Origin of the sequence: Anabaena catenula FACHB-362 (assembly GCF_014698735.1) — a bacterium.
Lineage (GTDB): Bacteria > Cyanobacteriota > Cyanobacteriia > Cyanobacteriales > Nostocaceae > Anabaena > Anabaena variabilis_A.
This window is the reverse complement of sequence record NZ_JACJTQ010000018.1, coordinates 26389-41950: the sequence shown is the minus strand read 5'-3', so window position 1 is coordinate 41950 and position 15562 is coordinate 26389. Positions and strand designations below refer to the sequence as shown.

At 40.7% G+C, this 15562-nt stretch carries 12 protein-coding genes; 8 read left to right on the top strand and 4 right to left on the bottom strand.

The features are described from left to right. Positions 1-486: 486 nt before the first annotated feature. Entirely contained in the window at positions 487-2280 is a 1794-nt protein-coding gene (locus H6G68_RS13250; protein WP_190907065.1) for a WD40 repeat domain-containing protein, read from the bottom strand. A 385-nt stretch (positions 2281-2665) separates the two neighbouring features. Here H6G68_RS13250 and H6G68_RS13245 point away from each other — a divergent pair, with 385 nt between their 5' ends. The 3 genes from H6G68_RS13245 to rpoD all read left to right on the top strand — a co-directional run bounded on the left by H6G68_RS13245 (position 2666) and on the right by rpoD (position 5844). Further along, positions 2666-3346 (top strand): SDR family oxidoreductase, encoded by a 681-nt coding sequence (locus H6G68_RS13245; protein ID WP_190907064.1) that lies wholly within the window; start codon positions 2666-2668, stop codon positions 3344-3346. Between the two features lie 975 nt (positions 3347-4321). Then, a complete protein-coding gene (locus H6G68_RS13240; protein WP_190907063.1) occupies positions 4322-4576 on the top strand; it encodes a hypothetical protein in 255 nt (84 codons plus the stop codon). 95 nt (positions 4577-4671) lie between these two features. After that, positions 4672-5844: an RNA polymerase sigma factor RpoD gene (gene rpoD / locus H6G68_RS13235; RefSeq protein WP_016950148.1), complete on the top strand. Its 1173-nt coding sequence runs from the start codon at positions 4672-4674 to the stop codon at positions 5842-5844. 137 nt (positions 5845-5981) lie between these two features. On the opposite strand, the gene H6G68_RS13230 is transcribed toward rpoD, so the two are convergent. Then, positions 5982-6161, bottom strand: coding sequence for a chlorophyll a/b-binding protein (locus tag H6G68_RS13230; RefSeq protein WP_127051780.1), 180 nt, complete (start codon positions 6159-6161; stop codon positions 5982-5984). 356 nt (positions 6162-6517) lie between these two features. Between H6G68_RS13230 and H6G68_RS13225 the strand changes: the two genes are divergently transcribed. Beyond that, on the top strand, positions 6518-6907 hold the full coding sequence (locus H6G68_RS13225) for a hypothetical protein (RefSeq protein WP_190907062.1): 390 nt from the start codon (positions 6518-6520) through the stop codon (positions 6905-6907). A 63-nt stretch (positions 6908-6970) separates the two neighbouring features. Here H6G68_RS13225 and gyrA read toward each other — a convergent pair whose 3' ends face one another. Then, positions 6971-9478 carry a DNA gyrase subunit A gene (gene gyrA, locus H6G68_RS13220; protein WP_190907061.1) on the bottom strand — a complete coding sequence of 836 codons (2508 nt, stop codon included), beginning with the start codon at positions 9476-9478 and terminating at the stop codon, positions 6971-6973. A 325-nt stretch (positions 9479-9803) separates the two neighbouring features. Between gyrA and H6G68_RS13215 the strand changes: the two genes are divergently transcribed. Beyond that, entirely contained in the window at positions 9804-10208 is a 405-nt protein-coding gene (locus H6G68_RS13215; RefSeq protein WP_127051782.1) for a response regulator, read from the top strand. A gap of 159 nt (positions 10209-10367) precedes the next feature. On the opposite strand, the gene H6G68_RS13210 is transcribed toward H6G68_RS13215, so the two are convergent. After that, complete coding sequence (locus H6G68_RS13210; RefSeq protein WP_190907060.1) at positions 10368-11252, bottom strand: tetratricopeptide repeat protein; 885 nt, start codon at positions 11250-11252, stop codon at positions 10368-10370. A gap of 408 nt (positions 11253-11660) precedes the next feature. Between H6G68_RS13210 and H6G68_RS13205 the strand changes: the two genes are divergently transcribed. From H6G68_RS13205 to H6G68_RS13195, 3 genes are all read left to right on the top strand, one after another. Beyond that, positions 11661-13223 carry an efflux RND transporter periplasmic adaptor subunit gene (locus H6G68_RS13205; RefSeq protein ID WP_190907059.1) on the top strand — a complete coding sequence of 521 codons (1563 nt, stop codon included), beginning with the start codon at positions 11661-11663 and terminating at the stop codon, positions 13221-13223. Positions 13224-13414: 191 nt separating this feature from the next. Then, positions 13415-14692, top strand: coding sequence for an ABC transporter permease (locus H6G68_RS13200; RefSeq protein ID WP_190907058.1), 1278 nt, complete (start codon positions 13415-13417; stop codon positions 14690-14692). Positions 14693-14794: 102 nt separating this feature from the next. Further along, the gene (locus H6G68_RS13195) at positions 14795-15466 is read left to right on the top strand and encodes an ABC transporter ATP-binding protein (protein WP_277925522.1); all 672 of its coding nucleotides are present in this window, start codon (positions 14795-14797) and stop codon (positions 15464-15466) included. Positions 15467-15562 lie beyond the last annotated feature (96 nt).

The following is a 15562-nucleotide window of genomic DNA, read 5'->3' as shown; positions in this document are numbered from 1 at the left end:
AAACGCAGCGAAAAGTTCCTCGTTCGCGTAAGCGTTCCGCAGGAAAGCCGGGTTTCCCGGCGTAGGAACGCCACTTGCTATAAGCCGGGAAACCCGTCCAACGCAGTGGCTCAACTTTTCAAGACAGAGGAATACGGAGGTAAGCGCAGAGTAACGCAGAGGATTATCTCGTTCCCAGTCTCTGACTGGGAATGCCATTATAGAGGCTCTGGCTCTGATTTAATCGAAGGCAGAGCCTTATTGAATTCATTCCCAACTACTGCCATCTCACTTATCTGTTTTATCTGTCAAGTATTTTTTTTACACAGTTTTTTATGCTGATTTTGTTTGATTTGTCAAGTTCACATCATACCACATTAGATGAGATGCCTTTAAATTTAACTAATTATGGGGGTTTAATGAGGTTTAAGCCCCCCTTCTAAAACTTAATTACGAATTACGTTGGCGGTAGCCTGCCGTAGGCACTATTACGAATTACGAATTATTTTAACTTCTCTGCCAAATCTTAATCGTCTTATCCAAACTCCCACTCACCAACATTTCCCCAGAAGCTGTGAAAGTCAAAGCTGTAACTGTATTAGCGTGACCTGTAAATGTTCCTAATAGTTCCCCTGTTTCTAAATGCCACAATTTGATAGTTTTATCAGCACTACCACTAGCAATAATTTGTTCATTAGGACTCAGGGCTACAGCATACACTCCATCTCTATGACTTTTGAGAGTGTGAATTAATTTCCCTGTCTCCAAATTCCAGACTTTAATAGTTTTATCACGACTACCACTCAGCAAAAATTTAGCATCAGAACTAATTGCTAAAGAACTAACGATGTGAGAATGACCAATAAGAATATGTAGTGGTTGGATATCCTCAACCTTTTTCTTACTAACTATAGAAGATGTATGCCAAACTTTAATTTTGCGGTAACTACCTGTAATCAAAATTTGCCCATCTTGACTTAACACCATTGAATGGGCTGCTGTATCATCTAAAGATAGGGATTTTTCAACCTGGCGATTACACAAATCCCAAAACAAGATTCTTCTGTCATCACCACCAGTTGCGATCATCTTGCTATCAGGAGAAAAAGCAACACAACGCACACTCCCATTATGTTTATGCAAAATATCAATTAAATCCAGTGCGCCAGTATGCCAAATTTTAATTGTAGAATCTGCACCTACACTAACTAAAGTTTGTCCATCTGCACTAAAAGCCAAGGAATTTACTTCATCTACTAGCTCAGACATTATCCAAGGATATTCTGACAAAGTTTCGATTAGTTCACCTTTGGTTAGATCCCATAATTTTGTTTCTCCTCGGCTACCACTAGCTAATATGGGTACAGTTTTACCATACTGATATCCAGAACTTTCTACTGGCACAGTTTTAACAGCGTAAGCTAGACAGTTAATACCTCTAGTATGTCCTTTCAAAGTTTGCCAAAATTCCCAATCCCCAATAACATTCTTTTGCGGATGGTCTGATGGCAAAGTTTGAATAGTCTCTGCTATTATTATTTCATCTGCTACAGGAAGATCATATTTTTTGCCACCTAGCGATTCTAAATACCAATTTAATCCTCCTGCATACAATAAATTACTAGGAGTGATAGACAGTTTTGGTTCAGTACATTCTAGTTGATGTGTTGGTAAAAAACCAGCGATTACAGTTTGCTTTTCATAGCCTAATTTAGTAGTTGCTGGATACAACAAACACAGAAAAATTAAAACCTGGTGATTTCTGACATCTTCTTGACTGACTGACCACCGAATTTTGTCTTTTTTAATTCCGTTGAAACTTTCTCCATCTGCTACATGAACTTGAATACTAATTTTCGGGTTATTAGTCAACCAATAAATAAATTTACTTTCACTACGTAAATTCCCCTCATCATCTAAGACCATATTTTCTAAAGTGTCTTGTGGCACTTTTTTAACCAATTTACCCAATCTTTCTGTAATCAACCGATCTACAATTTGTTCTCGAACAAGATAATCCTCTGCTTGGCGTTGAAAATATCTAGGAAAGGGAATTGTCCAGTCAGGTGGTTCAGGATATTCTGGTGGCATTGGTGGGGGGTTTTTGGCAAGAATTTCCGCTTGTTGGCGCGAACATTCTACTATTTTTGCCAATGGCTCACCCCAAAAGGCCACAATTTCACTGTGACAACCTTTTACTTGACTTTCTAAGAGAGAAAGATCCGCAGTTTTAGGTTTTTTCACACGTTGTAGGAAGTCAGTTTGTTGAGCTTTTAGTAAGCTAATCCAATCCATCTGCATGATAGCGGCACACTATTGCATACTCAGGGTAATTTATACCAACAAATTACTCAATTTTATAACCTTTAGTTAAGTAAAAATTCAGTAATATTTACAGTCTCATAGAAGACAAACCAATTTTTATGTTTATGCTAAAGATACATCTGGATAATCATCAAATGTTTGATCAACTTATTTAGGAGGATATAGAGATTTAGATGATTTCCATAAATTCTAACTAACTTGGCAAACCAGTTACTGTTTCTAGAGAAACAGTTATCCAGACAAATGAGGTGTATGGTTTGTCAGTCACTCAATTTTCTTTATGAATGTAATTTCTAAAATTGAGCAAAGCCAGATATATTAATTATTTGTGTAACCAATGCATCTATCTGAGAAAATATCTATGTCAAGTACATCTTACATTTTTGTAGCTGGGGCTAGTCGCGGTGTTGGACAAGAAATTGCCAAATATTTGACAGCACAACAAATCCAGGTAAAAGCACTATTGAGAACAGAAGTTGCCGCTAAGGAACTAGAAGCGATGGGTGTTCATCCGATTTTAGGAGATGCTTTGAATGTGGATGATGTCGAACGGGCAATTTTAGGAGATGAACCTATCCAAGCTGTTATCAGTACCCTGGGTGGTTTACCTACAGATGATGTCAAACCTGATTATATCGGTAATAAAAACCTGATTGATGCCGCAGTTAAAGCCGGAGTGCAAAGGTTTATCCTGGTAACTTCTATTGGTAGTGGTAATAGTGCAGTTTCTATGCCTCCCCAAGCATTAGCAACACTCAAACCAGTTTTAATTCTCAAAGAACAAGCTGAACAATACTTAATAAATAGTGGACTTAATTATACAATTATTCGTCCCGGTGGTTTAAAATCAGAACCAGCAACTAATAATGGCATTTTAACTGAAGATCCACGTATTGTTGGTAGTATTCATCGCGCTGATGTTGCCCAATTAGTTTGTCGGTGTTTAAATTCTGATCATGCTAATCATAAAGTCTTGTCAGCACTGGACAGAAATATGATCTATCCAGGTTTACCAGAATGTGTAGAATTTAGTTTGGGTTAATTTGTCCGTAGGGTGGGCATTGCCCACCACTGATTTATGTTGTCAGGTAGGTTAGGACAGACAGTAACCATAAAAGTCAGACACCAAAAGACTTTCTACCCTGTTAAGAGTTCCCTGCCATATCAGCTAATCGGTAGTTATTCTCAGTATAGAGGTTGATATTTATAACTAAGTATCAGAATTTCCTCAAAACAAGATTAACATTAATAGTAAAAATACGTAATAATGCTAAGTGCATACAAAAAAGCCAATCGGCAACTTCTCTATGAGCCAACTGCTCATTCTCAACAACGGGCAACAAATATCTGAACAATTGCTGATATAGTCATATATCGCTGTAGTCAAGATGATTGTTTTCCCTGTAACAATGCACTTTTAGCATCGAGAGAGCAAATTATCTACTATCTCCACTGACAAATTATTTCTCGACTGATTAAAATAACCTTGTATACAATAAGAACAGTTTGTCAAGTTGCATAAGGCTGAAATCTCAGCCTTGCGCTAATGTGTTAATAAGGCAGAATTGAGTGAAATGTAAACTCATCTGTCATCCTGCTAGTTATGCTACAACCTTAACTCCTAAGTTCAGGTTATTAGCACAGAATATACAAGGTTAAGCGCCTGTAAACAAGCGCGCTGATCCACTACAAAGAGATCTACCGAGCAGTTAGCCCTGCTCTACTCTGGTAAACTGACTGCTGGATGAAGGAAATGTAAACATGGATGCATTAATCCTGCTGACTTAAGTTAAGATTCAACGTCCTGTTGCCAGGGAATAATTGTTGTACCTAACATCTAGAAGCTTTTAGGAGCAAGTGTGCCTACCTTTTAATCTAATGAGAATGCCACTGCAAAACCAAAAAGTTTTCGACAAGATTTAATGGTGTGACTACCGTTTTTAATGTCTTTTTGATAAAAGTGGCTTCACTTTTCTGAACGAGTTGGCGATTAAAACACAAAAAGAGTGCAATTTCTGTGAAACAGGCTACAATCGGAACAGTCTTTACAGGTAAATCTGCCAGCAGTCATATCCATTGCGCTGAAATGGTAAGTTTCTTGATTAAAGATCAGTCTGGTTTTAGACCAGTCAATCAGAAGTTGTGTACAACGGCGACAGCGACGAAATTTACTTTCCCAAAAGCAAGTCACATAAGAGTGATAGTTGCTGCTAAAGTAAAAAACTCCGCCTCCCAAAGGGGCAATAATTCCGAAAATATCACAGGCAATTAGCCAAAAGTCTATTGTCGGTGAACAATTAGCTCGATTAAAAGAGCAGTAAACACATCTTGAGTAATTGATTCTGCAAGGAGCATGAGGAACGCGGCATGAACCAGGCTAACAACGTACTCGACAGCATTTATCAGCCTGACCTAGAAATGATAAATCCGCCTGAGATCGAAGAAGAACTCTTATTAATTGAGGATGAAGAGGACTTGCTGCTTACCGATGACGGCGAAATTGATGATTTTTTAGAGCCTCAGTCTGATGAGGACGACGCAAAGTCTGGAAAAGCCGCTAAGTCGCGTCGTCGGACACAAACAAAGAAAAAGCACTACACCGAAGATTCAATTCGCCTTTATTTGCAAGAAATTGGTCGAATTCGGCTGTTGCGAGCGGATGAAGAAATTGAATTGGCGCGGAAAATTGCCGATCTGCTGGAATTAGAACGGGTAAGGGATCGACTGTACGAACAGTTAGAACGTGAACCTGAATTTAAAGAATGGGCAGAAGCTGTTGCACTACCATTACCGACCTTCCGTTATCGTCTACACGTTGGACGCAGGGCGAAAGATAAAATGGTGCAATCAAACTTGCGCCTGGTAGTTTCAATCGCCAAAAAATACATGAATCGTGGCTTGTCTTTCCAAGATCTAATTCAGGAAGGCAGTCTGGGCTTGATTCGCGCTGCTGAGAAGTTCGACCACGAGAAAGGCTATAAGTTTTCTACCTACGCTACATGGTGGATTCGTCAGGCAATTACTAGAGCGATCGCTGATCAATCTCGAACTATCCGTCTACCGGTTCATCTCTACGAAACCATATCACGGATCAAGAAAACTACCAAACTGCTCTCTCAAGAAATGGGTCGCAAACCCACCGAAGAAGAAATTGCTACTCGCATGGAAATGACCATCGAGAAACTGCGGTTTATTGCTAAATCCGCCCAGTTACCAATTTCTTTAGAAACACCTATTGGGAAAGAAGAAGATTCTCGACTGGGCGATTTTATTGAATCTGACGGAGAAACACCAGAAGACCAAGTTTCTAAAAATCTTCTGCGCGAAGACCTAGAAAAAGTACTCGACAGCCTTAGCCCCCGCGAAAGAGATGTTTTGAGACTACGCTATGGCTTAGATGACGGTCGGATGAAAACCCTTGAAGAAATTGGTCAGATTTTCAACGTTACCCGCGAAAGGATTCGCCAAATTGAGGCCAAGGCACTCCGCAAGTTACGCCATCCAAATCGCAACAGCGTTCTCAAGGAGTATATTCGGTAGTTGTTAGTCATTAGCTTTAAATCTCTACCTAATGACTGAAGACAAATAACCAAGAAAGCAAAAAATAAAGAACCTGCTAGTTTTGATTAACTACCAGGTTTTTTGTTTATGAACAACTCTTTATCTCAAATCTTATCTTACAAAATACCCCAAAAGTGTAGGAAGCCTTGGCCAGAAATAACTTCAATTAAGGTAGCTGCTAAAAAACCAATCATTGCCAAACGGCCATTCCAAATTTCTGCTTGGGGAGTAAAGCCCCAACGCCAAGCGTTACGATCTTCTGGTATGGAAGTAATAGTTTTTGTTGCGTTAGTCATGGTTCGCACTCCAAGATGGTTTTACTAAGCTTTATTGCCTTATGTAAACTAATATAACAAATATTTTCAATAATGCAACATTTATTGACTTATATTGTGGGTGATTTATATATGTAGTTTTTATTTAAGCCATCTTATGTAAGTAGATTACTTAAAAAGTTTACTGGATAAACTTGTTTTCACTTAATTGGCTTTGTCAATATGTACTAATCGTTACAAAATATTAAACTCTGTTTGTAGAAAAATCTTTTTAATTTATATCTATCTATAAACAGATCAAATTTGCAGTCAAATAGGTATCTCTCGAAGCCTGTTGTGACTGGAGATGAAATTTACAACTCATGAGGATTTGTCCAATGAAAAAGATGATCATTGCCTTCTTAATGATGCTGTCTTTATTCTTCTCCCTAGGACAAGAACAAGCATTAGCTGAAGATTGTATCAAAACAATCAACCAGGGTGCGGCTACCGTACCTCTTGGTCTTTATGAACAATCTTGCCCTACATTGAGTTTTTCAAGTGGCACAATCACAAAAGATGTCAAATACAACTGCTGTGGTCCATCTGTCACTATCCGCATCAACGCAAATGATTGGCAAAATCTGATTACTCAAGGAAAGCTTGATGGACTCAGATATGAAAAGTTTGAGAACTCAAGCAACACTTACACTTTGACTTTTAGAAAGGTTGTAGGTACTACACCTGAAAATATCGCCGGTGAAGATTTCTTCAAAGAAGCCAGTTGAACAACTATTTTTAAACTTGATTTTTTAGGGACACAACATTGTTGTGTCCCTAGTTTTTTTGACTCACACTCGCACTTCTACAACTGAGATAATTTTCTCATCGCGGTTGATTTGCAAGACATTCTCACCTTTAGCATCTCTATCTAAAAGTGGCACTGTGTCCACAGGAATTCTCACCACGCGTTCTTTATTGGTCAACAGAGCTACTTCCGTACCTGGTGTAGCGCGTACCATCGCTGCCAAATTGTCAGTTTTGTTGTTAAATTTCAGCATTTGTATACCTAAATCGCCGCGATTAGCAGCCCTTAAGTTACTTGCAGGCATTCGTTTGGCATATCCTTCTTGAGTAACTAGCAATATCTGGTCATCTTTAGCGACAGTTACACAACCAACCATTTGCTGATTTTTCAACAGCCGGAATGCTTGCAAACCCATTGCTGCACGACCCATAACGGGCAATTGCTCATCATTAACTGCAAACCGCAACAAACGCCCACCTGAACTAGCTAAAATTAGATGATCTCCTGTTTTGGTGAACTGGGTAAAAGATAATTCATCATCATCTTTCAGCTTCAAAATCGTAATTCCGCGCCGAGTGAGGTTGGTGAATTCTTCCAGAGACAGACGCTTAATTCGCCCTTGTTTGGTGAGGAGAATCATCTCAGATGTTGCGGATGTTTCTGGCAGTACAAAGCGGCTAACAACAGCTTCTGCATTACCTTGTGCCGTACTTGTGAGCATGGTAATGAGTGGTGTTCCTCGTGGAGAACGTCCAGTTGTAGCGGGAATTTCTCCCACTTTCACAGGGTAGACTTTACCACCACTATTGAGAATCAACAAATCTTTTTCAGTGTCAGTTGACTCGGTGTGGATAATAAAGTCGTTCTCATGCAAACCATTTTCCGCTTTCGGCTTTTTCCCTGTCGGAGAAATGCGACGTACATAACCCCGCTGGGTAAATTCTAGAACTGCTGCTTCTGGTGGTTGTTCCGATTTGGGATTTGGGATTGTGGATTTGGAATTGTCCTCTGTTTCTGTTTTTCCCTTTTCTGGTTTGATTGGGGTTTCATTGGGCGCTAAAATTTTTGTCCGTCGAGAATCACTATATTTTCGCTTGAGACTACGTAAATCCTTTTTCAAAGCTTTCAGTAATTCCCGTCTATCTTCCAGTAATCTCCGCAATGAGGTAATTTGATTGTTAAGTTCGTCAAATTCCTGCTGCAAATTTTGCTGTTCTAAACTGGTGAGGCGGCGTAATGGCATGGACAAAATGGCATCCGCTTGTACTTCGCTTAAATCTAGTCGGCGACAAAGGTTCAATTTGGCTGTACTACCATCAGCAGCTTGCCTTAAAATTGCAATTACATCATCTAGGTGAGACAACGCTTTCAGTAAACCGGCGACAATCTGCACTCGGTTTTCGGCTTTACCTAACTCATAACTGTAGCGACGATTGAGAGTATGTTCTCGGAAATTCAAAAATTCCTGCAACAGTTGACGCAAGCTTAACTGTCGGGGTTGTCCATTTACTAACCCTAAAAGAATTGCTCCAAAGGTAGTTTGTAAAGCAGTTTGGTGATACAAGTGTTGGAGAACTTCTTGGGGGTTGGTATCGCGTTTGAGTTCAATGACTACTCGCATCCCTTCGCGATCGCTCTCATCCCGCAAATCAGAAATGCCCAGTAAGCGTCCTTGATTGACCAAATCTGCTACTTTTTCAATCCAACCCGCCTTATTCACCTGATAAGGTAATTCAGTAATAATAATTGCAGTTCGCCGCTTGCTGCCCCTAGTGGCGGGAATCTCTTCCAGCGTCGCCACACCCCGCAACAAAATCCCACCTTTTCCTGTGGTGTATGCTTCCCGAATCCCCGTATTACCGACAATTTCTCCCCCGGTTGGAAAATCTGGCCCCGGAATTAGCTCAAATAATTTTTCATCCGTTAAATCTGGGTTGTCAATTAAAGCAATCAACCCATCGACTATTTCCCCTAAATTATGCGGGGGAATATTCGTCGCCATCCCCACAGCGATACCAGAACAGCCATTAAGTAGTAGGAACGGTAACTGAGCCGGTAAGACAGTTGGTTCTTGCTGAGAATTATCGAAATTACCGATAAATTCCACAGTTTCTTCGCCAATTTCTGTCAGCATTCCCTCATGGCCAATAGGTGCCAGACGCGTTTCTGTGTAACGCATCGCCGCTGGTGGGTCGTTATCCACGCTACCAAAATTACCATGTCCAGCCAGTAAGGGATAGCGACTGGAAAATTCCTGCACTAACCTCACCAAGGCATCATAAACGGCTTGATCCCCGTGGGGATGATATTTACCTAATACGTCTCCAACTACACGAGCGCATTTACGATAAGGTCTATCTGGTGTCAGCCCGAGTTCATGCATGGCGTACAAAATCCGTCGATGCACTGGCTTTAAGCCATCACGCACGTCTGGTAACGCCCGCCCAACTATCACACTCATGGCATATTCTAGATAAGACCGTTGCATCTCGGTGTGCAGGGCTGTTGTGATGACCTGTCCCGTGGAGAGAAGGTTTAACTGTTTTGCCATGAGCTTTTTCCCTGAATTTTAACTACACAAAAGTCGGTGGAACTTAACACTATAGAAACCACAGCATAACGGATTAAATGGTATTGATAATAAAATCTTGATCCTCATAGGATAAAAAACAGTAGTATTATCCTTGATATTGGGGATACAAATTGATTACTAAATAAGGCAGCAGAGATTATTTGCTGCTTAGGTCTTATACCAGATTGGGAGAGGTTGTCTTGTTTCATTGCTATGAAACACCCTAACTATCCATGTTCCCAATCCAAAATCCAAAATCCAAAATTGCTTTTAATCCTCCTTCACCCTTATAGATTAAATTCTCATGAAAACTGTTTTGATTGTCGAAGATGATCTGATTAACGCTCGTGTTTTTTCCAAAATTTTGACCAAGCGTGGTGGCTTGGGTGTGAAACATACGGAAAATGTGGAAGAGGTGATCAAAATTGCCCAAGCTGGGGAAGCTGACCTGATTTTAATGGATGTTTCCCTATCTCGTAGTGTTTACGAAGGTAAGTCTGTTGATGGTATCAAAATTACACAAATGTTAAAATCTGATCCGCAAACAGCAAACTTACCTATTATTTTGGTGACAGCACACGCTATGGAAGGCGATCGTGAGAACTTTCTCAAGCAAAGTGGTGCGGATGGCTACATCTCTAAACCCGTTGTTGACCATCAACAATTTGTTGACCAGATTGTGGCACTTCTACCTACACAAGATTCTTGAAAACTGCCAGCTGATGTCAAAAGAACACATCCATAAATATTTTGGATGACTTCTGTTCTTTCTTAGTTTATATGTACTACAGATTGGTAAAGTTAGGCAAGTATTAATAGGTAACGGGTAATAGCAACACTAATTACCAATTACCAATTAATCGACTTACTACTGTGTAGGCTGTTGTGTGGGTTGTGGGGTGTCTTGCAGCGTTCCTAGACTTGCTTGAATGCGGGGTAATTCTAAGAATTTTTTCGTATCAGATAGTAGGCGTTCACCCCAAAGGTTTTGCTTGAGGAAATCCAAATCAGCATAACGTTGATCTATACGGAGTGCTGCTTCCCCCATTGCTAATCCTTGTTGACTGTCACCTTTAGTATACAAAGCTACAGCCAGGGCTAATAAAGGTTCGGCGGCTTGCTTATCAATAGCTACTGCCTGTTGCCATTGCTTAATCGCACTTTGAACATCACCTTGTTCGTATTTGATTAAGCCAATGTTGTTAATTGCTGGCCAGAATTTTTTATCTTGAGAGACAGCTTGATTAAATTGAGCGATCGCATCGGGCAAGCGACCTAACATATAGTAAGCATTACCCAAATCAAACAAACCCTCTGAGTCATTAGGTTTTAACTGCAACCCGGTTTGGTAATGGGCAGCAGATGCTTGATAATTTTGTTTCTGAAAATTAGCTGAACCCAAAGCAAAGAGAATATCAGCATTTTTGGGATTAAGGGTTTGGGCTTTTTGTAACGCTGCGATCGCAGCATCATACTCTTTCGTTTGCAAATGCAAACCACCCAAGAGCAACCATACCTTATCATTTTCAGGAGCCAATTGAGTAGCCAGCCGCGCTCGTGGCAAAGCCAAATCAATTTGCTGAAACTGTGCTAATTGAGCCGCCTCTTGAGCCAAGCTCAACCCCTGCTTCTCCAACTTGGCTGTATCAAGTTGCAGTGTATGAGGTATCAATGCCTGTGCGTGGACAGTTTTGGGAATATTCCACAAACTACAGACAACCAAAAGAGAAATCAAACGAAGGTGTTTTGGCACACTACCGCCTCTAAACCACAAATCAAAGAATCTTTCAGATAGCTTAGACGATCTCCGCTCTAGAAGAAAGGTAAATTTTACCGAAACCGTTCTGAGTGCTGAGTGCTGAGTTTAGTCTTATAACTTACAACTCGTTCTTCAGAAATTTTTTGGTGACTTTGGTCATACATAAGTTTACAGTTACTAGTGACTTTGGTCATGCTTGAGATATAGGGTAATTGTTCGATAATTGCTTACATAGATTTATACGAAGAGGCTGCATAACATTAAAATAATTCGTAATAGCGGCGATCGCAGATGATGCCAACTTAATTACTGTGCTGTAGGGATTTTAGACATTTTAAATGGGCAGATTATTTACGCCGTTTTGTACTAGCTCCGCATCCGTTGTACATAAATAAATTTTATATGGAAATTGATACATCAAATCATGTAGATTCATCTTTATCGGTTCCAAAAGTTAACAGAAAAAAAGGCAAAAATCACTGGCTGCCTTGGTTAATCGTCCTGGGGCTGATGGGTGGAATTGGCTACGTAGTTTATCTTCAATTCATGGTTCTTCCCAGTCAACAAGCACAACGTCGTGTGGTCACCCGGCCTGTAGAAAGACAGAGCTTATCAATCACAGTTGCTGCCAATGGAACCGTGAAGCCTGAGAGATCAATCAACCTCAGCCCTAAAAATTCAGGCATCCTCAAAAAACTGCTCGTCAAGGAAGGCGATATAGTCCAACAAGGACAGATTGTAGCTTACATGGATGATTCCAACCTGCAAGGGCAACTCACCTCTGCTAGAGGGCAAATAGCCCAAGCTGAGGCAAATCTACAAAAGTTGATTGCAGGTAATCGTCCCCAGGATATTGCTCAATCACAGGCACAACTGGAAGAAGCCCTAGCCAATTTGCGAAAAATAGAAGCAGGTAATCGTTCCCAAGATATTGGCCAAGCAGAGGCACGCTTAAAAAGCGCTCAAGCTAATTTCAGTAAAGCAGAAGATGATTTCCGCCGAAATCAACAACTTTTCAATTCAGGAGGAATTTCTCTCCAAACCGTTAACCAAAAATTAGCAGATCGTGATAGCGCCCAGGCTCAGGTGAATGAAGCCCAGCAAGCACTAGCATTACAAAAAGCAGGTTCACGTCCAGAAGATATTCAGCAAGCACGGGCTGTAGTCCAACAGAGACAGCAATCTTTATCACTCCTCAAAGCAGGAACTCGCCGAGAAGATATTGACCAAGCACGCGCTCAGATGATGTCTGCTCGTGGCTCCCTACAAAACGTTCAATCCGACATCAATGACACGATCATTCGCGCTCCCTTTGACGGTGTAGTGACGAAAAAGTACGCTGATCCTGGCGCTTTCGTTACTCCCACAACTGCCAGTAGCGCAGTATCTTCTGCTACTTCTTCTTCTATCTTATCTCTAGCTTCTACGAATGAAGTTGTCGCCAATTTAGCCGAAACTAATATTTCCAAAATCCGCCTTGGTCAAGAAGTGATAATTAAAGCAGATGCCTACCCAGAAAAAACCTTTGCAGGTAAAGTGAGTCAAATCGCTGCCCAAGCCATAGTTGAGCAAAATGTTACCAGTTTTGAAGTCAGGGTAGCACTCTCTGACCCTGGAAGGCTACTGCGTTCTGGGATGAATGTGGCAGCAGATTTCCAAGTTGGTGAATTAGAAAATGTCCTAGTAGTGCCGACAGCTTCAGTAGTACGCCGAGAACGTGCCACAGGTGTGTTTGTGGCTGGGGCGGATGGCAAACCTGTTTTCACTCGCATTGAGACTGGCATTACTGTGAATAACTTTACAGAAGTTAAATCTGGATTGATAGGAGACGAGAGGGTATTGCTCAGTTTCCCACCGGGGTCACGACCGCAATCAACACCACGAGGAGGAGTTTTTCCTGGTTTAAGTGGAGGTGACGGTGGAGGTGGTGGCCGTGGAGGCGGTGGTCGTCGTGGTGGTTCTTAGTGAGATATGAACGAAATTACGTCGTTTCAGACGCTGGGAAGAGGAGATTTAGTAAGGTGCGTCAGATAGAGAAATCTGTTTTTTGCTAAATTATTGGGTCTGACGCACCCTACAAGAGACCGGATGGTTTTTCAACTCATCACTCAAAACTCAAAACTCAAAACTCAATACTCACTACTCGGTACTCAATTATGGCCATAGCTTATTACGCGAATAAAGCTAAGAATACCCGCACAGTACCATTATTAGAAATATTTTTAATGGCGGTAGAGACCCTGTGGAGTAACAAATTACGCACAGGACTAACGATGCTGGGGGTAATTATTGGCATTTCTTCAGTTATCGCCATTACCTCTATCGGTCAGGGGGTGCAAAAAGGAGTTGAGCAACAGATTCAAGCCTTGGGTACGGATGTGCTGCAAATCTTAGCAGGTGCGGCCAGAAGTGGGAATGTGCGACAAGGAGTAGGTTCTAGCAGTACCTTGACTTGGGAAGATGCGAAAGCGATCGCTACACAAGCACCATCAGCTGAACTTGTTTCTGCTTATCTACAGCGGAATGTACAAGTTGTTTATGAGGGACAGAATACCTCAACAACAGTTATAGGTACAGATTTAAACTACCCAGAAGTCAGAAATACCCGCCCCCAGCAAGGGAGATATTTTACCCAAGAAGAACTAGATACTGCTGCACAGTTTGCGATTATTGGCCCTACAGTCCAAAGAACATTGTTTAGTCAAAGTAATAATGTCATCGGTGAAAGAATTCGGATTCAGGGAGAGGCTTATGAAGTGATTGGAGTGATGGAACCTAAAGGTTCTCAAGGGCCAACAGACCGAGATGACCAAATTTTCATCCCTCTGACTAGTATGTCAAAAAGACTAGTTGGCAACAATGCTTTAGTCGGTGTTTCTGTAAATGGAATTTTAGTCAAATCTGCCAATCAAGAGCAGTTAGAAGCTGCACAATTTCAAGTTACCAATCTCTTACGTCTGCGTCATAATATCTATCCACCACAAGCCGATGATTTCCGACTAACTAACCAAGCTGATATTGTTAGCACCTTCACTAACGTGGTGGGTTTATTTACAGTGATGGTAGTAGCAATTGCAGGAATTTCTTTAGTTGTTGGCGGAATTGGCATTGCCAATATTATGTTAGTTTCTGTTGTAGAACGAACGAGAGAAATCGGCATTAGAAAAGCAGTAGGAGCAACTAATTCAGCCATCCTCAATCAATTTTTAGCTGAAGCAATCGTGATTTCCATTGCTGGTGGAAGCATTGGTATTGTAAGTGGTATTGTAATTGCCTTTGCAGCATCAACTATATTTAAATTTCCATTTATCATTTCTTTTTTATCAATCATCGTCGGATTTGGACTCTCACTGATCGTTGGCTTAGTTGCTGGAGTAATTCCCGCACGAAATGCTTCTAAATTAGATCCAATTAATGCTTTAAGAAGCGATTAAATAAAGATTCGGCGTTGCTAAGTGAAAATATTTATTTCACGCAGAGACGCAGAGGCTCAGAGAGGAAGATTTTGAGAGATATAATTTTTAATTACTAGTATTATGACAACAATGATTTGGCTGGAATCTATTACTAAAACTTACTATTTAGGCGAGGTTGATGTTCCTATATTGAAGGGAATTCAACTCTCTATTGAAGAAGGAGAATATGTTTCAATTATGGGTGCTTCAGGTTCGGGTAAATCCACACTCATGAATATTTTAGGATGTTTAGATCGTCCTACCAAAGGAAACTATATTTTTGAAGGTAGAAACCTAACTACTTATGATGATGATGAATTGGCGTATATTCGCAATCAAAGGATAGGTTTTGTTTTCCAACAATTTAATCTTTTGGCACGTTCAACAGCCCTAGAAAACGTGATGCTACCGATGGTTTACGCCAACTTACCCAAGCCAAAACGCCGCCAAAGGGCTTTGGAAGCTCTAGAAAGGGTCGGATTAGGCGATCGCACTTCTAACCGTCCTAGTCAACTCTCAGGGGGTCAACAGCAACGAGTTGCGATCGCTCGCGCTTTGGTTAACAAACCAGCTTTAGTTCTAGCAGATGAACCAACAGGAGCTTTAGATACTGAGACTTCCTACGAAGTAATGAATTTGCTTACAGAACTTAATCAACAAGGAATCACAATTGTGATTGTTACTCACGAACCAGATATCGCTGCTCAAACGCAAAGAATTATCCGAGTTCAAGATGGTTTAATTGTTAGTTAATGCTGGAATAATATTTATGTAAAATAGACAAATCTCTCTTTATTTTATCTGTGTACTCTGCGCCTCTGCGGTTAGTTTGAAAAATAATAAAGCTAT

Coding starts and splice junctions, on each gene's coding strand:
- H6G68_RS13250 (WP_190907065.1), bottom strand. CDS start 2,280: ATGCAGATGGATTGGATTAGCTTACTAAAAGCTCAACAAACTGACTTC.
- H6G68_RS13245 (WP_190907064.1), top strand. CDS start 2,666: ATGTCAAGTACATCTTACATTTTTGTAGCTGGGGCTAGTCGCGGTGTT.
- rpoD (WP_016950148.1), top strand. CDS start 4,672: ATGAACCAGGCTAACAACGTACTCGACAGCATTTATCAGCCTGACCTA.
- H6G68_RS13230 (WP_127051780.1), bottom strand. CDS start 6,161: ATGACTAACGCAACAAAAACTATTACTTCCATACCAGAAGATCGTAAC.
- H6G68_RS13225 (WP_190907062.1), top strand. CDS start 6,518: ATGAAAAAGATGATCATTGCCTTCTTAATGATGCTGTCTTTATTCTTC.
- gyrA (WP_190907061.1), bottom strand. CDS start 9,478: ATGGCAAAACAGTTAAACCTTCTCTCCACGGGACAGGTCATCACAACA.
- H6G68_RS13215 (WP_127051782.1), top strand. CDS start 9,804: ATGAAAACTGTTTTGATTGTCGAAGATGATCTGATTAACGCTCGTGTT.
- H6G68_RS13205 (WP_190907059.1), top strand. CDS start 11,661: ATGGAAATTGATACATCAAATCATGTAGATTCATCTTTATCGGTTCCA.
- H6G68_RS13200 (WP_190907058.1), top strand. CDS start 13,415: ATGGCCATAGCTTATTACGCGAATAAAGCTAAGAATACCCGCACAGTA.
- H6G68_RS13195 (WP_277925522.1), top strand. CDS start 14,795: ATGACAACAATGATTTGGCTGGAATCTATTACTAAAACTTACTATTTA.